This window comes from Flavobacterium luteum (assembly GCF_008806775.1).
Lineage (GTDB): Bacteria > Bacteroidota > Bacteroidia > Flavobacteriales > Flavobacteriaceae > Flavobacterium > Flavobacterium luteum.
Map to the genome: position 1 here is coordinate 73,184 of NZ_WAEM01000001.1, position 25,237 is coordinate 98,420.

Sequence of the window (25,237 nt, forward strand, 5' to 3'; positions counted from 1 at the left end):
TAGAATTTATATTACAAGTTAGAATATATTTTTATCGAAGACCATATTGAAAACCAATATAAAAGTCGGCTTGCTTGGTATCACTTGTTAATGCGGTTAGTATTGAGCTAGAACCCAAATAAAAACCACAAATTCTTAAACCAAAACCACCTGTAGTTCCTGATATTTCATTATCAGCCCAAGAAGAAAATAACTCGTAATTTTTAAAGGAAAATCTTGGAGTTACCGATACAACATTTTGGGTAATAATTTGATCGTTTTTGCCATTGTCATTCAGTTTTTGTTGGGTGTAAAGCGTAAGATAAAACTTTGAAATTACTTTTATATCTGCATATCCTGAAAATACAGTAGGTAGATTTACTTTAAAATTGGCATTTCCGCCATCTGTTTTAGTTAAAAATCCTTCGTTAATAAGTAGTTTTTCAATTTCTTGCAAACTTTCAATATTTGTGAATTTATTTAAGTCTAAAAATTGAGTATTTGGTAGAGGTAATCTTGGTATTTTTAAATCATAATTTATGGAAGAATTATTATCCGATTTAAATGTCATCGAACCTATATTTTTTACTGCAGCTCCAATATTCAGTTTATATTCTTCTTTATCTTTATTTTTCCATTGATAGTTTATCCCAAAATCAGCTGCATAGCCGCTTAAGCCGCCAAAAACAGATTTCGAATAGTCACTAAAATCTACAAAACTGTTGGCAAGATTTCCTGAATAAGCAAAATTGACATTGGCAGTTGCATTTCTGATGGTTTGCTCAGTTGTATTATTAGTTATAGTTCCAGTAAACTGACTTACACCAAAATTAGCATACGAACCAGGAAACAGTAGTTTTAAGGTTACACCAGCACTAAATTTTTTTGTATCAGTAGCATATAAATTTCTAGCAACCGAAAGACCAACTTCTCCCCAAGTTGTTCCGTTTAATCTTTGATTATAGTCATTTTTTATTTTTGTAGGTTCTCCTCCAATAGATTGGATAGCTTGATTAAGGATAGCATCTCCTAAGCTAGGGTTTACATCTACAACTGATGCTTTAATATATCCTTTGGTATTAAAACCAAAAGACCATTTTTTTAATCGCATGGCAAATCCAGGACCGTAAATTTCAGAATCTAATCTAAAATTTACAGGTTTTTCACCTTTGAATAATAGGTCTTCTAAATTTTCCCCATCAACAATATCATTAAATCCAACAATATTATTTGAAACTATAGTACTTACAGAAAAAAGATTGACTTCATACTTAGAACTTAAATTTGAAAGTTCAGCTGGATTATTGCTCACATTGAGTAAACCAATTCTTTTAGAAGTATTTATTCCAGATAAATGGTCTTGTGCTGAAACAACAAAAAATTGTAGGCTTAAGAGAAGTAGGAGTGGCTTTTTCATTTAAATTAGATTTAGTGATTGATTGTTAAATATATCTTAAATGTAAAAATACATTTTTTTTATTTAAATAGCATTCCAAATAACATCATTTGGTACTGGTGCTATAATTTCAATATTTTCCTTTGTAACGGGATGTGTAAAAACTAATTTTCTTGCATGAAGATGAATGCCTCCATCTGGATTACTTCGGTCAAAACCATATTTTAAGTCGCCTTTAATTGGAGATCCAATCACAGCAAGTTGAGCACGAATTTGGTGATGGCGACCCGTGTGTAAATTAATTTCTAAAGCGAAATAATTGTTTAATTCTTTGATGATTTTATACTCTAAACTGGCAATTTTACTTTCAGGCACTTCTTTTAAATGTGCTTTAGAAGTATTATTTTTCTCGTTTCGTTTTAGATAATGAATAAGTTTGTCTTCAGGATTTTGAGGTTTATTTTTAACGACTGCCCAATAGGTCTTCTGAGTTTCTCGATTGCTAAATAATTCATTCATTCGCGTTAATGCTTTGCTAGTTCTAGCAAAAAGAACGATTCCTGTTGTTGGACGATCTAAACGATGAACAACCCCTAGAAAAACTTCTCCAGATTTATTGTACTTATCTTTAATGTATTCTTTAACAACTTCACTTAATGGTTTGTCTCCTGTTTTATCTCCTTGTACAATATCTCCAACACGCTTATTAACAATAATAATATGATTGTCTTCGTGAAGAATTTGGAGGTTGTTTTTGTTGGAAAGGATTTTCATTTGGATTTTTAGACTTCTTAGATTTTTAGACTTTTTAGATTTTTAGACTTTTTAGATTTTTATAGTAAGATTTAAATTTAGGAGTCAATTTTATAATTTCAAAAAGTTGAAGAAATAAAGATTATAATTTATTAATTTTATTAATAATTCTAGAAATCTAAGTAGTCTAATTAATCTTTGATTCTAAACTAATATTGCTCTTTCTCATTTGGAAAATCTCTCGATTTTATGTCAGCAACATATTGACCGATTGCAGAAGTCATACCTTCGAATAAATTCATATAGCGTCTTAAAAATCTTGGGCTAAATTCGTTATTCATGCCTAGCATATCGTGAATTACAAGTACTTGTCCGTCAACACCTCCGCCAGCACCAATTCCAATAACAGGAATAGAAATACTTTGTGCTACTTTTTCGGCTAAGTCAGCAGGGATTTTCTCAACAACTAGAGCAAAACAGCCTAAACTTTCGAGTAATTTTGCATCTTCAATCAATTTTTCAGCTTCTTGATCTTCTTTGGCACGAACCGTGTAAGTGCCAAATTTATAAATAGATTGTGGAGTTAAACCTAAATGTCCCATTACAGGAATACCAGCGTTTAATATTTTTTTTATAGAATCTTTAATCTCACTTCCGCCTTCAAGCTTCACAGCGTGACCGCCACTTTCTTTCATGATTCGAATTGCGGAGCGTAAAGCAGCTTTAGAGTCTGACTGATAACTTCCAAAAGGCAAATCAACAACAACTAATGCTCTTGAAATTGCTCTAACTACACCCGATGCATGATAAATCATTTGATCTAAAGTAATAGGTAAAGTAGTTTCATGTCCTGCCATAACATTCGAAGCAGAATCTCCTACTAGAATGACATCTACACCAGCTGTGTCTACAATTTTTGCCATAGTATAATCATAAGCGGTAAGCATAGATATCTTCTCACCATTTGCTTTCATTTCAATGAGTGATTTGGTAGTAATTCTTTTGTAATCCTTTTTTGAAACAGACATAATAGATGTATTTAAGATGGTAAAAGTACTAAAATTGTATTGGGTTGAGTAGCACAGACAAAAATTAAATTAGTAAATGATAATTTTAAATTAGTATTACTATCTATCGGAATAAAAATCTAGCTGTAAAAAAACTGAAGAATCAAATAGTAGAAATTAAACCAAAGTTAAAATACTCAATAAAGTTGAAATAGATATAATTATCCATAAAACAACCCCTTGAAATAATGGTTTGTAACCTACTGAAGTGAGTACTTTCCTTGACAATCCACATCCTATAAGAAAGAGTGTTAGGGTTAGTGTGGCTTTTGCAAAACTGGTTACATAGTGACTGTAATTCTGTACTAACGGAGAATAGGAATTAGCAATCATCGCAAGGATAAATAATCCAATAAAATAAGGAATTTTGATTTTGGTTCCTTTATTTTTAAAAATAATTGTCGATAAGAAAGCAATAGGTATTATCCATAACGCCCGAGCTAATTTGACTGTAGTGGCTACTTCTAAAGCATGTGGACCATACTTGCTTGAGGCTCCAACTACTGAACTGGTATCATGAATAGCGATTGCACACCACAAACCAAATTGATTTTCGGTTAAGTTTAGATAATGTCCGATAAATGGAAATACTATTAATGCTACAGAATTCAAAATAAAAATGGTGCCTAAAGCAACTGATATTTGTTTTTCATCGGCTTTAATAACCGGAGAGATCGCTGCAATTGCACTTCCGCCACAAATAGCTGTTCCAGAAGCTATTAAGAAAGAAATCTTTTTTTCAATTTTAAGTGCTTTACCTAATAAAACTCCAATGATTAAAGTGCCAACAATCGAAAGTACCGTAAAGACAATACCTTCTTTTTCTGCTTTCATTGCCGAATTTATATTCATTCCAAAACCCAATCCAACTACTGAAATTTGCAATAAAATATGAGTGGCTTTATGATTTAAATTCAAATAGGGATGACCAATAAATTGAGCAATGATTAATCCCATTAACAATGCAATAGGGGGTGAGATTAATGGCGACAAACACAAAACAACAAAAAACATAAAAATCACTTCACGAGTAGTGATACTTTTGTCTAGAATGCTTTTTTTTGAAGAATTTTCTTCAGGAGTCGTCATCTTTTTCTTGTAATTTGTATTTTTATATTCAACTGTAATTAGTTGTTTATTAATGATTTTTAGTTATATTATTGATATTTAACTTTAAGTAATTATTTTTAATTACCAATCCGTAAATACCATTCCAGCTCCACAAATAAATACCGTTAAACCTCCTAAAGTATGCATGTGTTTTTCTAATTTTTCGGTATTAAATAATGAAATGCTATAGTAACCAAGAAACACCATAACAATCATGGTTACTAATGTAAAAGTAGTATATACAATAATAAGTATTAGCATATCTTGCCACGAATGTTGTGCAGCAGGAAAAAAAAGTAACGGAATCATTGGTTCGCAAGGGCCTAATAAAAAAATGATAAACATAACCCAAGGAGTAACTTTGTGTCTCTCAGTAATTGAAACTGTTTCGCCGTGTTTGTGCTCAAAAACATATATACTTCCATCATCGTAGGTGTCAAAATGCTTGTGCGATTTATTTTTGTAGGTTCGGTATAAGCCCCAAATACAATAGAGTAACCCAAAAAGTAGCATAAACCACCCTGCAATTCCACCTCTAACTCCTTCAAGCCATGAAATTTTAGATAAATTCCAACCAATTGCAGCTCCGCCAAGCCCTAATAAAACCGAACTCCATACATGACCACAACCACAAATAATAGTCCACAGGAGTGTTTTACCAAAACTCCAACCTCTAGATTTAGATAAAGCAATAAAAGGCAGATAATGATCAGGTCCTGTAATCGTGTGCAAACAAGCAATTGTTATGGCAGCTGTAAGTACTATTTGAAACTCATGTTGCATAAATTGGTGTTTTGATGGTTTTAGTTAATTGAGCAATATGATTCAAATAATTAAATAAAGGTTCGCCTTTATAGCCTAAAATTCTAATTATAATTCCATTAGTATGAGTTGTCGAAACTCCAAAACTAATTTCAATTTGTTGTTGTAAATAGTCATTCACAACATTGGTAAAAAAATCAGTATCGATTGTTTCGTCAATAATTATTATACTGGCTTGATGAGTATACCCTTCGAGTTGACCCATTTTTGATGGATTTATGAATGAAGGATGCATGACAATATTTTCTTTAATGATAAGTCTATGATTCAAAAATATTTCTGTGCTATTGTGGTATTTTGAAAAAGTAAAAACCTCGTCTTTTAATGTTCTTCCGCAAGTTATGATTTCTCCCCAAATTAGTTTGCAATTATTGCTAAGATAAATCTTATTTTTTGCTTTAAATATGGAATCTTTATGCGGAACAGAAGGATGAGGCAAGTAGGTAAATGACGAATTAGCATTGCATTTAATCTCCATTTCTTGAACCGCTCCTTTTGTCATGGTAAACAATCGCTGATAGGATTGTGAATGCAGTTGAAGTGAACCATTTTCGACTACTTCAATTTTAATTTCAAAGGCATCTTCGTCTAAAATCCCAGGTGATGAATTCATTAACATGAGATTCAGATGGTTTGCTTTTTTATCTTCGGTTATATTCATTACTTTAAACGGTGGAGAAAAATAACAATTCCCTAGTTTTGTAATACCGTTTTGAAGTGTAGTGTGAATATTAATTTTTGCAATCATCGCAACAATTTTGGTTCTTCGACTTCTTCTAGTAAAGCATATTTTTTAATCCATCCAATAACTTCTTCTAAGCCTTGTAAACTCATTAAGTTTGTGAATACAAAAGGGTTTCCATTTCGCATTTTTTTGGCATCACGCTCCATTACGCCTAAATCTGCATTGACATAAGGAGCTAAATCTATTTTATTAATTACTAATAAATCACTTCTTGTAATACCTGGACCACCTTTTCTAGGTATTTTATCACCTTCAGCAACATCAATTACAAAAATAGTTACATCTGCTAAATCTGGGCTAAAGGTCGCCGACAAGTTATCGCCACCACTTTCAATAAAAATAATTTCAATATCGGCAAAACGATTCGCCATTTCCTCGACAGCTTCTAAATTCATACTGGCGTCTTCTCGAATCGCAGTATGCGGACAACCGCCTGTTTCTACGCCAATGATACGTTCTTTTGGTAACAAGCTGTTTTGTGTTAAAAACTCAGCATCTTCTTTAGTATAAATATCATTGGTTATTACTCCAATGCTATATTCATTAGCCAATTTTCTACTCAAACGTTCAATTAATGCTGTTTTACCAGAACCAACAGGACCTGCAACACCAATTTTTATATAGCTTCTTTCGCTCATTTAATTTTTTTTAAAAGTTTAATTTTTTAGGACATATACAATCTCGAATACAATCTTTCGTGTTGCATACTTTTGATATCAAAACCAGAACAGCACATTCCAATTAAATCAATATCAGGAGTTACTGTTTGTTGAACTAATTCTTCAATCAAATCTTGAATTTCAAATAAAATTTCTTGTCCACTTTGCTGACTAAGCGGAACTAATTTAACGGCATTGGTTACAAAACCAACAGCAGCATTATAATAAAAGCCACTTAGCGTATCTTCTTTCGAAATGGACAATGTAGATGCATACATTGCAAAAGAAATACAATAATGGCCAAGAGCTTTTTGGTTTTTTATTGCCAAAGCGTAATCATTAATGAGTTCATTTTTATTGGATGGCTGAAATATTTTCATCAATCGCAAGCCCAATTTATTACTGGCAACTCTCATTTCTTTGGGGAGTTTTAGAGCTGTGCAATGCTCGTCAAACCGAAGAATTTCTTTTAAATCATTTTTCATTGTAGCTTCATAAACTAACGAAACAAAAGCAGCATCTGTATAACGCAAATTTTGAGATAGCATTTCTACTACAAATTGTAAAGCACTTGATTTGTCTTTTACCAAACCTTGTTGCACATAGGTTTCTAGTCCAGCCGAATGGGAGAATCCTCCAATAGGTAAATTAGGATCGGTTAAATGCAGTAAAGAAATTAGTGCTTTATTCATGTGTTGCTGTGAGCTTCATGATTTTAGTAAATAAAGTCTCATTCGTGCTGCCATGTGGAGCAACGGTTGTTTTTAATGGTTGTACTAATTTGCGCTGTTCCTGTTTCACGACATAGCCTTGAGAAAGTAATAATTTGAATAATGGCATTTCATTAGGCACTAGCAGTTCTTCTTTATCAAAAAAGAGCGGTAGGTGTTTATTGCCAATTTCATAACAAACGCTAGCCATTTCGAACATGTTTTTTGGTGCTACTACAATGCATTCACATGGCAAAACTTCAATAGCAATAATGGTTTTTTCATCTTCAAACAAAATATCACCTTGAGTTAAATTTGGATTTTCTTGTAAAAATTTAATTGCAATTTCTAGACCTGATTCTGTATGTTTTCTTTGGATGCGTTTATTGGATTCAAACCATTGCAATTTAAGCCAATCAATAGTTTTAGTATTGTTTGGATAATCCTTAATATTTCCAATTTTTTGTTGAATTAGCATTACAGAATTCTTTAAATTTTAAGTAAGAAAACCAATAGAGTTAGGTTAAAATAAGAAATATCTTTGCGCTAAAGGCAATTCTTTCATGGGTTCACAGGTAATTATTTCTCCATCAACTTTAACTTGATAGTTTTCAGGATTTACATCAATTTGTGGTGTTTTATCATTATGAATTAAATCTTTCTTAGAGATGTTTCGGCAATTTTTTACTGGTAAAACTATTTTTTGTAAACCATAACTTTGAACAATATTTTTTTCTAAAGATACTTTAGAAACAAAAGTGATACACGTATTGAAAATACCCTTGTTACTTGCCCCAAACATATGACGATAAATCACAGGTTGTGGAGTAGGTATAGAGGCATTCGGATCTCCCATTCGAGAGGCGATAATCATTCCACCCTTAATTATCATTTCAGGTTTTACGCCAAACATTGATGGTTTCCACAACACAATATCAGCAAGTTTTCCTGATTCTAGAGAACCAACATATTCACTGATACCATGAGAAATTGCAGGATTTATGGTATATTTTGCAATGTACCTTTTTACTCTAAAATTATCGTTGTTATTTTCTAGGTCTTCAGTTAATGGACCTCTTTGTACTTTCATCTTATGAGCGGTTTGCCAAGTTCTAGTAATAACTTCAGCTACTCTACCCATAGCTTGAGAATCTGAACTCATCATACTAAATACGCCCATATCATGAAGAATATCCTCAGCAGCAATGGTTTCAGGACGAATTCGACTATCGGCAAAAGAGACATCTTCAGGAACATTTTTATCTAAATGATGGCAAACCATCAACATATCTAGATGCTCATCAATCGTATTTACTGTAAAGGGCCTTGTTGGATTTGTAGATGAAGGCAATACATACGTATACATTGCCGCTTTAATGATATCGGGAGCATGACCGCCACCAGCGCCTTCAGTATGGAAGGTATGAATTACTCTACCATCTATAGCTTTTATGGTGTCTTCTAAGAACCCCATTTCATTTAATGTGTCCGTATGAATAGCAATTTGAACATCATGTTTATCAGCAATTGTTAAAGCTGCATCAATTACAGATGAAGTACTTCCCCAATCTTCATGAATTTTAAGTCCAAGTGCGCCCGCTTCTATTTGCTCTTCTAAAGGGTCTAAAGAAGCACAGTTTCCTTTACCATAAAAACCTAAATTCATAGGGTAGGAGTCGGCAGCCTCTAACATGCGTTGTAAATTCCAGGCTCCTGGGGTTACTGTTGTAGCATTGGTTCCATCGGCAGGTCCGGTACCACCACCTAACATGGTTGTTATTCCGCTAAATAACGCATGATCTATTTGTTGTGGACATATAAAATGAATGTGTGTATCAATACCGCCAGCAGTAGCAATCAAACCTGCTCCACCATGAACTTCTGTAGATGCGCCAATAATCATATTTGGAGTAATTCCATCCATTGTATCTGGGTTGCCAGCCTTTCCAATACCAACTATTTTTCCGTTTTTTATACCAATGTCGGCTTTAACAATTCCCCAATGGTCAATGATCATGACGCTAGTAATAACAAAATCTAAAACGCCTTCAGCTCTTGTGGCTCTTGCCGATTGTGCCATTCCGTCACGAATTGTTTTACCTCCACCAAATTTAGCTTCATCACCATAAACGGTAAAATCTTTTTCAATTTCTATAAACAATTCAGTATCACCCAAGCGAACCTTATCACCAGTTGTTGGACCATACATATTGGCATATTTTAATCTGCTTATTTCTAAACTCATCCTTTTTATTTTTGAATTGCTACACTTCCGTTAACCAAATTATTGAAACCGTAGATTAATTTTTCTCCACCAAAAGCGACCAGCTCTACTTCTTTTTCTTCCCCTGGTTCAAATCGAACTGCTGTTGCTGCGGCAATATTTAATCGCATACCAAATGCTTTTGACCTATCAAATTGCATTTGGGAGTTCACTTCAAAAAAATGAAAGTGAGAACCAATTTGTACGGGTCTGTCTCCAGTATTTACAACTGTCACTTTAGTAGTTGCCCGACCGACATTACATTCGATAGTTCCTTCTTTTAAAATATATTCTCCTGGTATCATAATTAATTTTTTTAAAAATTTGGAATTTATCGAATAGGTTCATGAACTGTAACTAGCTTAGTTCCATCAGGAAAAGTACCTTCTACTTGAATATCGTGAATCATTTCGGAAATACCCTCCATAACATCATCTTTTGTTAAAATAGTTGCCCCATATTGCATGAGTTCTGCAACAGATTTTCCATCACGAATGGCTTCTTGTAGTCTAGAACTAATTAGCGCAATGGCTTCGGGATAATTTAATTTTAAACCTCTTGCTTTTCGTTTTTCTGCAAGTTCTCCTGCTAAGTGTAGCAATAATTTTTCGGTTTCTCTTGGTGAAAGATGCATATATCTTTTAGGTTTATTATTTTAAAAGTTTAAAAATAATAAAAAGAATACAAATATTATTTTTATTGAATGCTTTTTGTCGAATAGTTTATTTCATGGTTTAAAAACTGTATTATTTACAAAATTGAAATGTTTAATTGATAAATATGTATTTCATATACTATATCCTATTTTATAAAATCTAAGATAGTTAACTATTAACAATCCGACATATTGACTGCAACTGCTAAACCGCCTTCAGAGGTTTCTTTGTATTTTGTGTTCATATCTTTTGCAGTTTGCCACATCGTATCAATTACTTTGTCTAATGGTACTTTTGCATTATTTGGATTGGTTTCTAATGCTAATTCGGCTGCGTTAATTGCTTTGATTGCTCCCATAGTATTGCGCTCGATACAAGGAATTTGAACCAAACCGCCAATAGGGTCACAGGTTAATCCCAAATGATGTTCCATTGCTATTTCAGCGGCTATTAAAACTTGTTCTGGAGTTCCACCCATAACTTCACATAAAGCCGCCGCTGCCATTGCTGATGAAACACCAATTTCGGCTTGACACCCACCCATAGCGGCTGAAATAGTAGCTCCTTTTTTAAAAATACTACCAATTTCGCTAGCAACCATCAAAAATTGTTTGATTTGCTCTTCGTCAGCCTTATGATTTTCTATCACTAAATAATACATTAAAACAGCAGGAATTACTCCAGCACTTCCATTAGTAGGTGCGGTTACAACTCGTCCAAGAGCTGCATTGACTTCATTTACAGCCAATGCAAAACAGCTTACCCATTTTAAGATTTGGCGGAACTTTACTTCTGTTTTTCTAATTTCTTCTAACCATGATTGAGGGGAATCATAATTAGCCAATCCAATTAGGTTTTGATGCATGTCAAAAGCCCTACGGCGAACGTTTAAACCACCTGGAAGAATACCCTCAGAGTGACAGCCTATGTACATACTTTCTAACATGGTGTACCATATTCGCATTATTTCTTGGTGTACTTGTTTTTCTGAACGCATCGATAATTCATTTGCATAAACAATCTCTGATATTTTTTTTTGTTCAGAAATTGTATAGGCCAGTAGCATTTCAGCATTTTCAATAGGAAAAGGAAAAGCACATTTTATAGCCAACTTCTTTTTAGCATTACTACGTTCTTCTTTTACAACAAATCCGCCTCCTATAGAATAGAATGTAGCATTGTGCTTTTTTCCATTTTCTAAAAAAGCTCTAAATACCAATCCATTGGAATGAAAAGGAAGAAAGTTTTTATTGAAAATAATATCTATAACTGGATTAAATGCAATACTATGGGAGTTTCCTAAATGAAGTGTATTAGTATCTTGAATTTTTTTAATAATTTCTGGAATATTCTCTACTGGAATCAATTCAGGATCTTGACCGCATAAACCAAGCATAATTGCTAAATCGGTAGCGTGACCTTTACCAGTTAATGAAAGTGAACCGTATAAGTCAACTTGTACCCGTATTGTTTTTTGAATGATGTTTTCACTTCTTAATTCGGTTAGAAAACGCTCAGCTGCACGCCATGGACCAAGTGTATGGGAACTAGAAGGACCTATACCTATTTTAAGCATATCAAATACTGAAATACATTCTTCCATTGCTTTGAACTTTATACAAAGATAGTAGGGAAATAAGTTAAAATAAGGATTAAATTTAATAGTTTTTTTGTGTAATAACCCAATTGGAACTTGTTTGGGGAATTCATTTAACATGTAATTTGCAGATTTAATCTATATTGATTATAAATGACTTACATAATTCTAAATAAAGTTTTATATCAAATACATATCATAAAAAAATCTGTATATAATGTAACTTTAGCATGTAATTATATAAAAAAATATAATATAAAAAATACCAACTTTATACTTTTAAACTTCAATTTTTTTTTATGAAAGTCATCAAACATTCAGGTGATATTGTAGATTTTAACATGAGTAAACTCAAATTGTCATTGATGAAATCTGGTGCCAATAAGAATATAGTTGATGAAGTTATTAAAAGTATAGAGAAAGAAATTTATGAAGGAATTCCAACAAAAAAAATTTATAAACTAGCTTTTAGTTTATTAAAAAAAGCATCCAATTCTCATGCAGCAAGATACAATTTAAGAACTGCTATTGAACTATTAGGTCCAGCAGGTTTTTTCTTTGAAAAATTTATTTCAAGATTATTTGCAGCGGAAAGTTATCAAACCAATACCAACATGGTACTACAAGGAAAATGCATTTCGCACGAAATTGATGTCATTTTAAAAAAGGAAAATACTATTGCAATGGTAGAATGTAAGTTTCATGAAAGAAGAGAATCTAATTCGGATGTAAAAGTACCTATGTATATTTTATCTCGTTTTAATGACTTAAAAGGCAAGCTACATCAAATTTTCTCTAATAAAGACCAAATCTCAAAATGTTGGATTGTTACCAATAATAGATTTACAGCTGATGCTATCACTTTTGCAAAATGTTCAGATTTGCATATTTTAAGTTGGGATTATCCTGAAAACAATAATTTGAGTACTATAATTGATAATAATCAACTTTATCCAGTCACTTGTTTAACAACACTATCAATTACAGAAAAAGAAAAACTATTGATTTTAGATATCATTTTAGTTAAAGAATTAATTAACAATTCTGAAAGTTTAGAAAAAATAGGATTAAGTAATTTTAGAATTAAAAACGTCCAAAAAGAAGCACTAGAATTATGTAAATACATATAATCATGAAAATCAAATTTATTGGAGGAGCAGGAACTGTAACAGGTTCAAAAACATTAGTAGAAAGTAATGGCATCCGAATTTTGATAGATTGCGGACAATTTCAAGGCATAAAGCCTCTACGAGAACTTAACTGGGAACCATTACCAATTCTGCCATCAAGCATCGATTTTGTATTGCTCACACATGGACATTTGGATCATTGTGGTTGGTTACCTCGACTTGTTAATCAAGGATTTGAAGGCAAAATTTACTGCACGAGTCCTACAAAAGACATCACAAAATTAATATTGCTAGATAGTGCAAAAATTCAGGAAGAAGAGGCCAATAAAGCCAACGAAGAGCATTATTCTAAACACGATATTGCCGAACCACTTTATACTGTAGCACAAGCAGAAAAGGTTTTTCCGCATTTTAGAATTATAAAGACCAATGAAATCATTAATCTTGATGCTGAAATTTCAGCAGTTTATAGTAATGCTGGACACATTATTGGGGCATGTACAATTGAATTGTCACTTGAAAATAAAACGTTAGTTTTTTCTGGAGATATTGGTCGAGATAATGATTTATTAGTATTTGCACCAGTAAAACCAAAAAAGGCAGATTATATTTTTTTAGAAAGCACGTACGGTAATAGATTGCATCCAGATACTGATGTAATGGCAGAATTAGAAATGTGCATTAATAGTACTGTTCTAAAAGGAGGTTCAATTATTATTCCAAGTTTTGCTGTAGAACGCGCCCAAACGGTTATGTATTTACTTTGGTTGCTTAAAGAAGAAGGTAAAATTCCTAATATTCCATATATTATTGATACTCCAATGGGAATTAAAGTACTTGATGTTTTTTCTAATAATAGAAATTGGCACAAACTTCCCGAAGAACAATTTGTTGCGATGTGTAAAATGTTTACCATGATTACGGATTACCAAGAAACTATTGATACCATTTACAACAAACAACCTAAAGTAGTTATTGCGGCTAGCGGAATGATAACTGGCGGTAGAGTTTTAAGTTATTTAGAACAATATATTGGTTTACCTGAAACTACAGTAATCATAATTGGTTACCAGGCTGAAGGAACTCGAGGCAGAAAATTATTGGAAGGCGCAAAAGAAATAAAAATTTACGGGAGATATTATGATGTAAAAGCTAACATTTTAGAGATAGAGAGTTTATCTGCCCATGCCGATCAAAAAGGGTTGTTGAATTGGCTTTCTGAATTAAAAGCAAAACCCAAAAAAGTGTTTTTGGTTCATGGAGAAAATCAACCAGCAGATGAACTTCGCATAAAAATTAAGGAGCAATATGGTTTTGATTGTACTGTTCCTTTGATGGGTCAAGAGATTGAGTTGTAAATATTTTTTATTTTTATTTGTACAACGGACTAGAAAAATGTTCAATTATAAAACGCTCTCTTTGATAAGCATTCATTTTATCAGTTTCTTTGATATAGATTTTAATCTTTGCAAAACGATCATCTTCTTTCAAAATATTAAATAATTCTGTTTTGGCACTTGTTGGACCAAAAAGTAAAACTTTATTATAGTTCAAAATTATTTTTGCTATTTTCTTGTAATAATCTGAAAGTAATTGTTTTTCTTTATTGTGCATAAAACTTTCACCTTTTGCTAGACTTTTCTCTTTTTCTTCGTGAGTAAATTTGGTTTCGATAGTTTCTATTTCAAAAGAATTTTCTGAAAATTCGATTAAATGAGCTATTGAATGATCCATCCAAATACCAAGTTTTTTTATTGATTTCATTTTTTCTAATTATTTGATTTAGTTGAAACACTTTGATGGTTTGGAGCATATTTTTTTAAAAGCATTTCTAAAGAATTATAATAATCTTGTAAGATCTTATTACTTATTTCAGGATTTTTTTCTTCAGAAATAGGTACTGGTATTTCATCTAAATATTTTAACAATTCTGGATATTCATCTCGAATAGTCATTGTAATATTTAGAATATCGGCATTTAATTTGTTTAATGTTTTCATTTTATAATTTTTTACTTTTGTAAAATTTTAATTAAAAAAAGTTATTCTATAAATTGTAAATAAATTAAAATTCCAGCGGCTAATGTCATTATTAAAAATGCTAAAAACCCAAGAATATTTGTCATAACATTATTAACATTTTTCCCCATTATTTTTTTATTATTGGCAATGTGTAAAATTATTGCGATTAGAACAGGTGCTGTCAACCCATAAAGAATTGCTGTATATATTAATGCGTTAATTGGTGAAATCCCTATATAGTTTAGAGATAGACCTAAAATTAAAGAAATGGCAATAATTAAATAAAATCCCTTTGCTTCATGAAATTTTTTATTTAAACCCTGTTCCCAGCCAAAAGTTTCTGTGAAAATATAGGATAATGAACCACTTAATACAGGAATAGCAATAAGTCCGGTGCCAATTACCCCAATTGCAAAAAGCAGATATGCTAAATTACCAGCAAGAGGTTTTAATGCAACAGCAGCTTGTTCAACAGTGTCAATTTGATGTATACCACCTTTGAACAATACTGTCCCTGTTGTTAATATAATAAAATACATTACCAACCCTGAAAATGTCATTCCAAAATCTACATCTTGATTTATTTCATGAATAATTTTTTTGTTTACAATAATATGTTTGTTTTTATTTTTCATTTCCTCTACTTCAACAGATGCTTGCCAAAAAAATAAGTATGGTGAAATTGTAGTGCCTAATATTCCAACAATAATTGCAATAAAATGTTTTTCAAATTTTATTGTTGGTATAAAAGTGGCTTGAATAATTTCATTAAAATCTTGTTTATAAAGAAAAGGAACAACAAAATAAACTAACATAACAATGCACAAATATTTTAAAGTTGATGCTATTTTTTGATAGGGGAGATAAATAATTAGACCTAAAAGTATGATCGTAAAAACAACACTAAAAAAAGTTGCATCAATAGATGGAAAAAGCATATTTCCTACAGCACCCATACCAGCAATATCTGCACCAATGTTCATAATAATTGCTGGAAAACTAAATAGAAGCATTAAATATAAGATCGGTCTAGAGTAGTGTTGTTTAAGCGTGCCTGTTAATCCTTGAGAAGTAACTATTCCAATTCTTGCACACATTTGTTGAATAATTGCCATTAAAGGAAAAGCAATAATTGCAGTCCAAAGAGTAGATAATCCAAATTGTGCACCTGCTTGAGAGTAAGTAGCAATTCCTGAGGGATCATCATCACTTGCTCCCGATACAAGCCCAGGTCCTAGAAGCTTCCAAAATTTTTCAATTTTAATAAATCTACCTTTTATTGGCAATTTTATATTCATAATTATGATTCAGAAATGTTGTGAAATCTCAATTGTATCTTAAAGTATCCAAGAATTTTATCACGGTTTTTTTGTTTCCTTTTTAGTTTTAATCTTTTTTGTTTTCTCATCGCACATTTTTCCGCTCATTTCCATACAATCCCCTTCTTTCATTTGTATTTTTGAACCATCCTTCATTCTACATTCTCCATTTACCATACATTTTGTTCCGTTTTTCATTACTATTGTTTTTTCCATTGGCATGGTTTTACCGTCTTTCATTATCATCATTTTGCCCTCTTTCATCATACAACAATCTTTATTTGTTGTTACTTTTTTTGTCTGTGCATTTAAACTTATTGAAAGGATAAGAATAAACAAGGTTAGAAATGATGCCGTTTTTGTCGAAATTAATCCATTAGTTTTCATAATATATATATTAAAATTTCGTCAGTTCTGCTGTTGCCCAGTCTTCAGTTTCGCTGTTGCTCGATTACTATTTTTAGTATAGTATTCAAATTTAAAAATTGTTATAAATCATATTGTTATACAACTATTGTTAAAGATTACAATATTTACAGATTTCAATTTTGTTTCTTTGTTTGCGTTTTTTTATTTTTACTAAAATAACCTTTTAATAAAAAATTATCTTTTGCTGCATTTTCAAGTTCTTTTAGTCCTTTAGCACTATTTTCAAGTTTGGTAATAGTAGAATCAATAGATTTTCCTAATCTTTTATTGTCTATTAATTTAGATAAAACATTGCTTTCATCATTTATTTTAGAAGTAAATTCAGCAAATTCATTGGAACTTTTTTCTAAATTTTTTAGAATTGATTCAAGATTTTTCGCATAGGTTTCATCGGTCATTAATTTTGTAAAAACATTATTTTCATTATTTATTTTGGATGTGAAAACAGCTAAATCATTTGAACTCTTTTGCAAGTTTGAATTTGTAATGTCTAATCCGTTAGCAAAATTTTTATCGGTAAACAATTTTGAAACGGCACTATTAGGATTGTTCATCTTTGGAGTAAAGTTTGCTATTTCTTTGGTAATTATTTCTAGGTTTGATAAAGATCTTTCAATACTATTGGAAAAATTTTGATTGGTCATTATTTTAGATAAAATGCCTTTATTGTCATTCATTTTAAAACTAAAATCTGCCAATTGATGCGTAATTATTTCAGCATTATCAGCACTTTTTTTAACGCTGTTCATAATATCTTCAAGTTCGATTGTACGATTTGACATGATATAGGCATTATTTTTCACGATTTTTTTAGAGGTTGTTCCCGGTGATATAATAAGCACTTTATCACCAACTAAACCGTCAGAACCAATGCTTGCAGTAGCATCGGTTTTAATATATTGTTGCACCTCATCTTTTATTAACAGTTTTACAAGAACCAGCGAGTCTGAAATGAATTCAATCTTGTTTACAGTTCCTATATTGATTCCGGATAAGCGAACATTGCTACCTACTTTAAGGCCACTTACGTTTTTGAATTCTGATTTTAAATTGAATGTTGAACCAAATAAATTTCTGTTTTTTCCAATAAAATATATTGTAATTATAAATAGTAAAACACCAATAATTACAAACATTCCTAGTTTCCATTTACTTCCTGATTCTGTATTCATTTTTTTTGATTTTTTTTAAATTAAATAAAAAAAGAACGAACCCAATTGTCATCACTGTTTTTAAGTGATTCAAAACTTCCTTCGGCATAAATTATCCCATCACGAATAATTAGAATTCTATCTCCTGTTATTTTGGCACAAGCCAAATCGTGTGTAATAATAACGGATGTTGTCTTTCCTTTTTTCTGAATTTTTAATATTAATTCATCAATTTCTCTCGATGTAATAGTATCTAAACCTGATGTTGGTTCGTCATATAAAATAATTTCCGGTTGAATAATTAAAGCTCTTGATAGTCCAATTCTTTTTTTCATTCCACCTGATAATTCCGATGGCATTTTATCAATCGCTTCTTTCAATCCAACATCTTCTAATGCTTCATTAATGGCATTTTCTATTTCGTTTTGATTTAAATTTTTTGAGTGGTGTTTGAGTGTAAAAGCTAAATTTTCTTTAACGGTCATCGAATCGTACAAAGCACCATTTTGAAAAAGAAATCCAATATTCATTCTCACTTTATTGAGTTCATAAATATTTAGTTTCGTAATATCAGTATTAAAAATATAAATTTCGCCTTTATCAACTTTGATCAATCCTACTAAACATTTTATTGCAACTGATTTTCCTGAACCCGATTTTCCAAGAATCACTACGTTTTCTCCTTTTTTAACTGAAAGATTAAACCCCTTTAATACATCATTTTTACCAAATGATTTATATACATTTTTGAATTCAATAATAGTTTGTTGATAATTAGTTTCAATTTTTTTTTGCTTTATATTTTTTTCAATTAACATTGTTTTAGAATAAAAGATCGGTTAGTTGTACTGCAATCATATCAATTATAAAAATAGAAAGTGAAGCTGAAACCACTGCTGAATTTGCCGCTTTACCAACACTTTCTGTCCCGCTTGAAGCATTAAAACCTTTGTAACAACCTATTAATCCTATAAAAAAGCCGAAGAAAAATGTTTTTATTGTTGCTGGAATAATATCTAAAAATTTTATCGACTCAAATACTTCAGAAAAATAGAGAACTAAGTTTACGTCGCCATGCATATTCACACCAATATAACCGCCTAATAGTCCAATTAAATCGGCATAAATTACTAGAATTGGCACCATTAATGTAGCAGCAAGAATTCGAGTAACTACTAAATACCGATAAGGGTTTATGGCTGATACTTCCATAGCGTCAATTTGTTCTGTTACTTTCATAGAACCCAATTCGGCACCAATACCAGAGGCGATTTTTCCAGCGCAAATTAATGCTGTAATGACTGGGGCAATTTCTCTTATCAACGAGAGTGAAACCATTCCAGGAATCCAAGATTCTGCACCAAATTTTGACATGGCAGGTCTTGATTGAATGGTTAGTACCAATCCCATTATGAAACTAGTGATGCTAACTAAAGGAAGTGATTTATAACCAATGACATAACATTGTCGTATAAATTCTTTAAATTCAAATGAAGGACGAAAAATTTCTTCAAAAAATCTTAATCCAAATAGTGATAAGTCTCCTATTTCATAACTTATATTTTTCAGAAAAGTTTCCATGATATCAACTAGTCTTTATAAGAGTTAAACACAAGTAAAATTTTGATATTCAATATTACTTCATAAAAAACCCATACTAAATAAGGAATGAGTAAGTAAAAAGCAGTTTTAGATATCTTGAATGTTTGCATAGTTAACATTAAAATAATGACAATTAAAGTCGAAATATCTAAAAATGCAAATACTATAAAATGAAATTTAAAAAATAATAGAAACCATAAAAAATTCAAAAATAATTGAATTATGAACAATTGAATAGCTTGAGTTTTTATTTTATAATTGATTTTACTTGTCCAAACATACCACATCGAAATACCGACTAAAAAATACAATAAAACCCAAATGGCTCCAAATGAATAAATTGAAATGTTCCATGTTTTTACAATATAAGATTCGTACCAATAATTGTTTTCAATTTCTGAAAATAGTATAGAAGCAATTCCTACTATTTGGCAAAATAAAATTGAAATTACCAGTTTTACCGTTGCTTGTATATTTTCTAGATTTGACATTATGTACTTTTAATTGTTGTAGTTTCATTTCTTATAAATCTATCTGATATTTTTCTTTAATTCTCTAATTGTTCATTTTTGCTGTAAGTAATTCCTTAAAGTTGCAGTTAATGCTTTTATTTGATGCCTAGATGTCTTTATGTTTTAGTTTTAAAAATTATTAAAAATGCAAATAAATAGTTCACTATGAAATTATTTTAATTTTTTTCTAAAAACCAAAATTGGTGTTTTAGTGTCAAAAACCATATCAGCAGTTTTACTAGATAAAAATAGCTTATCAAACCAATTGCGATTTTGTTTTGTAAATGAAATCAATAATGAAGGTTTTGTTTTTAGAATGTATTTTTGAATGTATTTGTTTAAAGGATAAAGTGCATTTAATTCTTTAAAATCAAATTTAATATTGTCAGATTCATATTTTGTTATGAGTTTATTGAACTTGTTTTTATTAGCTCCTAATCGAACTGAATAATCAAAGTGTATGATACTTAATTTTGCTTTTACTTGTTCAGTAAATTGCAGAACCCTACTGAGTTCTTCCTCGAGATTAATTAAATCAGAAGCAAAGCAAATATTTGTAATGATGCTGCTTTTATAATTTTTAGGTATAATAAAGACAGGAATTGGGCAAAATGAGACCAATTGTGATGCGGTAGTTCCAAACAATTGTATCAGTTTTCCAGACCCTATTGTGCTTATGCAAATATAATCTGCCTTGATTTCTTTTGCATAATCAATGATTTGATTGCTGGCACTGATTCCAACTTTACAAATGCATTTATATGCTGTTTTTTGAATAGTGCTTTTTTGATAGATAGCATGAATAAATTGCTCTAATGCTTTTTGACTCCGTTGCAATTCATTGACTTCATATTGACCATAATAAACATGATCCCAAATAGTGGGCCTGAAGATTTCGACTACATTATAAAAAATAAGTTCACATGAAGTTTGTGTTGCCAACTGCATAGCAAAATGAATAGCTTTTCTAGAGTTTGGAGAAAAATCAGTCGTTATTAAAATCTTCATCATGATAAATATTTTTACAACTCACAATATAAAGTTCGTTTACCATGAAATAAAAAGTGTTATAAAACTTTCAAAATTTGTTATATAATTCCTATCTTTTTATATCTAAATATGTGATTAAAATCATCAAACACCTATAAAATCCGAAATGGCTTAGGTTATCTCCATCTTATTTCCATTTTCTTCAACTAATGAAAATATTTCAATTGTATTTGCTGTCATTATAAATAATGAGTTAAGCTATATTCAAACTCGAAAAATATAAATACATTATTTAGCGAAATGATTAGTTAAATAAAATTCTTTTAATCAAATATTTCCTTTTCCAACTGCTTGTCTAAATTGTATACATCATTTCTAAAATTGAGTTCACCTGAATCATCAACCCAAGCGGTAAAATAAACAATGTAAACGGCAACAGTTGGTTTAATTGGAATAGTAACCAATGAATTGGTTTTAAGAATAGTGTCTACTTTTTCCTCATTCCAATTTTCAGTATTGCGAAGTAAATAAAGTGCTAGTTTTCTTGGTTCCTGCACTCGGATACAACCGTGACTAAAGGCGCGTTTGTTTTCGTTAAAAAGATTTTTTGATGGTGTATCGTGTAAATAAATACTAAAATTATTAGGAAAAACAAATTTTATTTTCCCCAAAGCATTGCCAACACCAGGTTTTTGTCGAATAGAAAAAGGAATGCTTTTTTTATAATATTTCCAATTTATTGAATATGAATTAATGATTTTATTTCCTAAAAGTACTTCCATATTATTTTTTGATAAATAGGAAGAATTTCGTTTTAAAATGGGTAACATTTCGTTTCTAATAATACTATTGGGGACATTCCAATAAGGATTTAGAATAATTTGCGAAATGTTTCCTTTAAAAATGCTGGTTTTTGTAGCTTCTTTTCCAACCACAACTTTAGTATTCCATATTTCAATGTACTTTTCAAAAACATGCAATTTGAATTCAGGTATATTTATGATTAAAAAATTGCTTTCAATTTCGTCAGGAAACCATCGCAAACGCTCCATGTTGATCATGATTTGCTTAATGCGAAATTCTATCGGTTTGTTTAATTCGGCAATGGTTGAAACTCCAATTTTGCCATCTTCTGGCAGACCCATTCTATGTTGAAATTGTGAAACAGCTTTTACTAATGAATCTGTAAATACAATTGAATTATCGTTGCTTTTTAAATCGCCAGATAAAAATAAATATTCTTTTATTTTCAATAAACAAGAATCACTTTCGGAAAACAGTAGTAATTTTTTTGTCGTAGCTATTTTTGGAAAACCGCCTCTTTTTTCAATTATTCGATATTGTTTCAGTTTTTCTTTTAGTTTTTTATAATACTGATTTGGCGGTTCCCAAGCTTTTTTTTCATTATTAGACATTACCAATGAATCTAAAAGAATTTGATAGTTTTTCTTATTTCTAGGGATAAACCAATTTAGGTTATAAGGATTGTTTATGATACCACTATATACTTTTTTAGAATATTTAAAAAAAGTAGTAGTAAGTATTAATTCTAATTTTTTTACTCGGTTTTCATTTAAATTTGAAATACTCTTGTCATTTTTTATTAAGACAATTAAAGAATCTAATTCTTTGTTTATTATGCTATTATCTTGAAAATCGATAATATAGTTTTGTAATTGATTTTGAAAGGTTAGTACCGCTAATGTCATTCCTTTTTTATTAAACCAAGCATATTGATAGTTCCGATTTTTATAGTAGAGATTTACTTCATTTACTATGGTCTTATCCTCAGAATAGGACTTAAAAAAAGCTATAATATCGGATTCTTTTAATATTAAGTCAGTAAAATATTGAGTAGTATAGATTCCTGTATCATCAAAAAAATCCTCCTTTTTGCCTTTAGAATTATAGCATCCTACTATTAGAATTATTGTAATTAAAATTATTTTTACTAATGTTTTCACAGTTAAAATAAATTAAGAAACGTATAGTTTATCAGCTTAATTTTAATAGCTAATCTTAAATTATGATTGTTAATTATCACTAACATTCAGCCTCCATAACTTTTATTTTGAGTAATATAAATATTCTCTTTTGCTGCTTCAGGATAGCCAAGTGTCTCTAATTTTTGTGTTATCTTATCCCGATTTGCATTTTCATAAGTTACTTCAATTATATTATTATCGGGTTCGATTTCTACAATTATTACTCCTTTTACTTTAAATAATTCTTTCTGAATTGTTGCTGTACACAGTTACGCTTTAAGTTTTCGACAACTTTTTTTTCGGTTATCATTTTCTTATTTTTAAATCATTATTAGAAATTATATATCAACTTTTATTCTTTCTTGTTTTTTATGCAAAATATTTTATTGTCAGTTCATTATCAACATCGCAAATTCCAGGTATATTCCAAGCTACTCTTTCGGCTTCATCTTTTTCATAGCGGTAATCAACAGTCCCAATAAGTGTTACTTTGCAACCCAAAACATCTACATGAATAGTATTGTAATTGATTGTCCAATTTTGATCTAATATATTTTCTATAGTTTGTTTCTCAATTGGGTCTTTAAGTTCTGATTTAATCTTAATATTATTTATGATTCCTTTTACACCACTAATATCAGACACCACCTTATTTGCGAATTCTCTCTGATAATTCCAATCTAGAGTACCATTGAGATAAATCCACCCTCGATGAACTTTTATGACTATTTTTTTTTGAAGAACAGTCATATTTAATTTTAAGGCTTTTATAACCTCATCAGCAATTTCATTATCCTTTTTACAGACATGTCTACAATCAACTTCCATTTTTTCAATAATAACTTTTACGCCAGAAACTTTTTTAGCTGCATTTTCTGCTTCAACTATTTTTGAACTACTATCAACAGTTCCTGTTAATGTTACTACACCGTCATTTACAACCACGCTAATTTCAAACGCATCTAATGAGGTTTCCCATTTTATCGCATCTTGTATTTCATTTTGTAATTTTTCATTTGTTTTCATAATTTCAAGTGTTCAAAAGTGAATTTATTTTCCTAAACCAAAATTGATTTATTTTGATTATAAATACGTTATAAATATTTTAAGAAAACTTTTAATATTTACAGATTGATATATTAAAGGAAGTTGTTGTGCTCTTTATTTAGTATTAGGTTTGGATTTTTTAAAATAAAATGAAATATTTCGATTAGTCTTAATAACAGTAAAAAATTAAGATATTGCCTTCAATTCTTCAAATAGCTTTTTTTGCTTTTCGTTTATATTTTCTGGAATTTGCACTTGAATCAAAAGATACAAATCACCAAAAAAAGTTGGTTTTTCATAAATTGGCATTCCTTTTCCTTTAAGCCGAATGGTTTTGCCATTTTGAGTTCCTGGAGTGATTTTTATCTTTAATTTACCAGATAAAGTTTCGACAATAATATCGCTGCCTAAAACCGCATCATATACGGTAATAGGTACCGTTTGATATAAATCGTTTCCTTTTCGGATAAATTTTGGATTTTCTTTTATTCTAATTCGTACAAATAAATCGCCACGATTAGCCTCATTACTGCCTTTAGCACCTTTGCTTTTTATTCTCAATTGTTGGTCGGTGTAGGCACCGGGTTTTGTGGTTACTCGAAGTTTTTCATCCTCTAATTGAATAATCCTGCTAGTTCCGGTATAAGCCTCTTCCAATGAAATTTCCATTTCGGTTTCATAATCGCTACCTCGCCTTGGTTGTTGTTGTCTTGCTCTTTGGCCTCTGCCTCCAAAAAACTGAGTGAAAAAATCGGAAAAATCTTCTTGATTTCTTCCAAATCCTTGATTAAAATTACTTTGATAATAGTGTCGACCAGAATCTCGTTGTTGGTTATAAGCTTGTTGATTTTGTTGCCAATTTTCTCCTAACTCATCGTATTGCTTTCTTTTTTCGGGGTCGCCCAAAACTTCATTGGCCTCATTGACTAGTTTAAATCGTTCTTCTGCTTTTTTATCTCCTAAATTCTTGTCAGGATGGTATTTTTTAGCCAATGTGCGATAAGCCTTCTTAATCTCGTCAGCGGTGGCTTTTTTATCAATTTCTAATATTTTATAATAATCAGTATAATCCATGTTTTTTATCAATTAGATTCTACTCCAAAATATTATTAATAAGTAATGGATTGATAATGCTTTCATCTTCCAATTCAATTTCTCTCGTATTGAAAGTACGTTTAGTAAAATTGGACTTATTGAGGCTGTGTTTTTTAACTTTTTTCTGACTTTTTTTTAAAGGAACATTTTTTTTTCTTTTTGCTATTGTCATTGTAGTACGTTTTAAAATTTATACTAG

28 protein-coding genes are annotated in these 25,237 nt (G+C 30.6%); 2 read left to right on the forward strand and 26 right to left on the reverse strand.

The window, feature by feature from the left end:
- Nucleotides 1-31 precede the first annotated feature (31 nt).
- From F6464_RS00280 to F6464_RS00340, 13 genes are all read right to left on the reverse strand, one after another.
- The gene (locus F6464_RS00280; protein ID WP_151105750.1) at nt 32-1,396 is read right to left on the reverse strand and encodes a DUF5723 family protein; all 1,365 of its coding nucleotides are present in this window, start codon (nt 1,394-1,396) and stop codon (nt 32-34) included.
- 63 nt (nt 1,397-1,459) lie between these two features.
- Nucleotides 1,460-2,149 (reverse strand): RluA family pseudouridine synthase, encoded by a 690-nt coding sequence (locus F6464_RS00285; RefSeq protein ID WP_191963299.1) that lies wholly within the window; start codon nt 2,147-2,149, stop codon nt 1,460-1,462.
- Nucleotides 2,150-2,337: 188 nt separating this feature from the next.
- Nucleotides 2,338-3,156, reverse strand: a complete 819-nt coding sequence (gene panB / locus F6464_RS00290; protein WP_151105752.1) for a 3-methyl-2-oxobutanoate hydroxymethyltransferase — start codon at nt 3,154-3,156, stop codon at nt 2,338-2,340.
- Nucleotides 3,157-3,312: 156 nt separating this feature from the next.
- Nucleotides 3,313-4,284, reverse strand: a complete 972-nt coding sequence (locus tag F6464_RS00295) for a YeiH family protein (RefSeq protein ID WP_151105753.1) — start codon at nt 4,282-4,284, stop codon at nt 3,313-3,315.
- 102 nt (nt 4,285-4,386) lie between these two features.
- Nucleotides 4,387-5,088: a hypothetical protein gene (locus F6464_RS00300; protein WP_151105754.1), complete on the reverse strand. Its 702-nt coding sequence runs from the start codon at nt 5,086-5,088 to the stop codon at nt 4,387-4,389.
- Entirely contained in the window at nt 5,078-5,875 is a 798-nt protein-coding gene (locus F6464_RS00305; protein WP_151105755.1) for an urease accessory protein UreD, read from the reverse strand. Before F6464_RS00305 ends, F6464_RS00300 begins: the two co-directional genes overlap by 11 nt.
- Nucleotides 5,872-6,510: an urease accessory protein UreG gene (gene ureG, locus F6464_RS00310; RefSeq protein ID WP_151105756.1), complete on the reverse strand. Its 639-nt coding sequence runs from the start codon at nt 6,508-6,510 to the stop codon at nt 5,872-5,874. Before ureG ends, F6464_RS00305 begins: the two co-directional genes overlap by 4 nt.
- A 26-nt stretch (nt 6,511-6,536) precedes the next feature.
- Nucleotides 6,537-7,223, reverse strand: a complete 687-nt coding sequence (locus F6464_RS00315; RefSeq protein ID WP_151105757.1) for an urease accessory protein UreF — start codon at nt 7,221-7,223, stop codon at nt 6,537-6,539.
- The gene (gene ureE, locus F6464_RS00320; protein WP_151105758.1) at nt 7,216-7,719 is read right to left on the reverse strand and encodes an urease accessory protein UreE; all 504 of its coding nucleotides are present in this window, start codon (nt 7,717-7,719) and stop codon (nt 7,216-7,218) included. The genes F6464_RS00315 and ureE overlap by 8 nt, the downstream gene beginning before the upstream one ends.
- Before the next feature lie 45 nt (nt 7,720-7,764).
- Nucleotides 7,765-9,486 carry an urease subunit alpha gene (ureC, locus tag F6464_RS00325; RefSeq protein WP_151105759.1) on the reverse strand — a complete coding sequence of 574 codons (1,722 nt, stop codon included), beginning with the start codon at nt 9,484-9,486 and terminating at the stop codon, nt 7,765-7,767.
- Between the two features lie 5 nt (nt 9,487-9,491).
- Entirely contained in the window at nt 9,492-9,809 is a 318-nt protein-coding gene (gene ureB, locus F6464_RS00330) for an urease subunit beta (RefSeq protein WP_151105760.1), read from the reverse strand.
- A 26-nt stretch (nt 9,810-9,835) separates the two neighbouring features.
- Entirely contained in the window at nt 9,836-10,138 is a 303-nt protein-coding gene (gene ureA, locus F6464_RS00335) for an urease subunit gamma (protein ID WP_151105761.1), read from the reverse strand.
- A 197-nt stretch (nt 10,139-10,335) separates the two neighbouring features.
- On the reverse strand, nt 10,336-11,763 hold the full coding sequence (locus F6464_RS00340; RefSeq protein ID WP_151105762.1) for an L-serine ammonia-lyase: 1,428 nt from the start codon (nt 11,761-11,763) through the stop codon (nt 10,336-10,338).
- 293 nt (nt 11,764-12,056) lie between these two features.
- On the opposite strand from F6464_RS00340, the gene F6464_RS00345 reads away from it, so the two are divergent.
- On the forward strand, nt 12,057-12,887 hold the full coding sequence (locus tag F6464_RS00345; RefSeq protein WP_151105763.1) for an ATP cone domain-containing protein: 831 nt from the start codon (nt 12,057-12,059) through the stop codon (nt 12,885-12,887).
- Between the two features lie 2 nt (nt 12,888-12,889).
- The gene (locus F6464_RS00350; protein ID WP_151105764.1) at nt 12,890-14,245 is read left to right on the forward strand and encodes an MBL fold metallo-hydrolase RNA specificity domain-containing protein; all 1,356 of its coding nucleotides are present in this window, start codon (nt 12,890-12,892) and stop codon (nt 14,243-14,245) included.
- 13 nt (nt 14,246-14,258) lie between these two features.
- Here the strand turns inward: F6464_RS00350 and F6464_RS00355 are convergent, their stop codons facing one another.
- From F6464_RS00355 to F6464_RS14445, 13 genes are all read right to left on the reverse strand, one after another.
- The gene (locus F6464_RS00355) at nt 14,259-14,651 is read right to left on the reverse strand and encodes a hypothetical protein (RefSeq protein WP_151105765.1); all 393 of its coding nucleotides are present in this window, start codon (nt 14,649-14,651) and stop codon (nt 14,259-14,261) included.
- A gap of 5 nt (nt 14,652-14,656) precedes the next feature.
- Nucleotides 14,657-14,887, reverse strand: a complete 231-nt coding sequence (locus F6464_RS00360) for a hypothetical protein (RefSeq protein WP_151105766.1) — start codon at nt 14,885-14,887, stop codon at nt 14,657-14,659.
- 41 nt (nt 14,888-14,928) lie between these two features.
- Nucleotides 14,929-16,206, reverse strand: coding sequence for an NRAMP family divalent metal transporter (locus F6464_RS00365; protein ID WP_151105767.1), 1,278 nt, complete (start codon nt 16,204-16,206; stop codon nt 14,929-14,931).
- Nucleotides 16,207-16,266: 60 nt separating this feature from the next.
- Nucleotides 16,267-16,614, reverse strand: coding sequence for a DUF6799 domain-containing protein (locus tag F6464_RS00370; protein WP_151105768.1), 348 nt, complete (start codon nt 16,612-16,614; stop codon nt 16,267-16,269).
- A gap of 155 nt (nt 16,615-16,769) precedes the next feature.
- On the reverse strand, nt 16,770-17,828 hold the full coding sequence (locus tag F6464_RS00375; RefSeq protein ID WP_151105769.1) for an MlaD family protein: 1,059 nt from the start codon (nt 17,826-17,828) through the stop codon (nt 16,770-16,772).
- A gap of 20 nt (nt 17,829-17,848) precedes the next feature.
- Nucleotides 17,849-18,625 carry an ABC transporter ATP-binding protein gene (locus F6464_RS00380; RefSeq protein ID WP_151105770.1) on the reverse strand — a complete coding sequence of 259 codons (777 nt, stop codon included), beginning with the start codon at nt 18,623-18,625 and terminating at the stop codon, nt 17,849-17,851.
- Nucleotides 18,626-18,629: 4 nt separating this feature from the next.
- The gene (locus tag F6464_RS00385; RefSeq protein ID WP_151105771.1) at nt 18,630-19,388 is read right to left on the reverse strand and encodes an MlaE family ABC transporter permease; all 759 of its coding nucleotides are present in this window, start codon (nt 19,386-19,388) and stop codon (nt 18,630-18,632) included.
- A gap of 8 nt (nt 19,389-19,396) precedes the next feature.
- Complete coding sequence (locus tag F6464_RS00390; RefSeq protein ID WP_151105772.1) at nt 19,397-19,900, reverse strand: TspO/MBR family protein; 504 nt, start codon at nt 19,898-19,900, stop codon at nt 19,397-19,399.
- A 192-nt stretch (nt 19,901-20,092) separates the two neighbouring features.
- Nucleotides 20,093-20,932: a universal stress protein gene (locus F6464_RS00395; RefSeq protein WP_151105773.1), complete on the reverse strand. Its 840-nt coding sequence runs from the start codon at nt 20,930-20,932 to the stop codon at nt 20,093-20,095.
- Nucleotides 20,933-21,234: 302 nt separating this feature from the next.
- A complete protein-coding gene (locus F6464_RS00400) occupies nt 21,235-22,875 on the reverse strand; it encodes a L,D-transpeptidase family protein (protein ID WP_151105774.1) in 1,641 nt (546 codons plus the stop codon).
- Between the two features lie 390 nt (nt 22,876-23,265).
- Nucleotides 23,266-23,922, reverse strand: coding sequence for a BON domain-containing protein (locus F6464_RS00405; protein WP_151105775.1), 657 nt, complete (start codon nt 23,920-23,922; stop codon nt 23,266-23,268).
- Between the two features lie 207 nt (nt 23,923-24,129).
- A complete protein-coding gene (locus F6464_RS00410) occupies nt 24,130-25,017 on the reverse strand; it encodes a DnaJ C-terminal domain-containing protein (protein ID WP_151105776.1) in 888 nt (295 codons plus the stop codon).
- A 19-nt stretch (nt 25,018-25,036) separates the two neighbouring features.
- A complete protein-coding gene (locus tag F6464_RS14445) occupies nt 25,037-25,210 on the reverse strand; it encodes a hypothetical protein (protein ID WP_191963300.1) in 174 nt (57 codons plus the stop codon).
- Nucleotides 25,211-25,237: the final 27 nt, after the last annotated feature.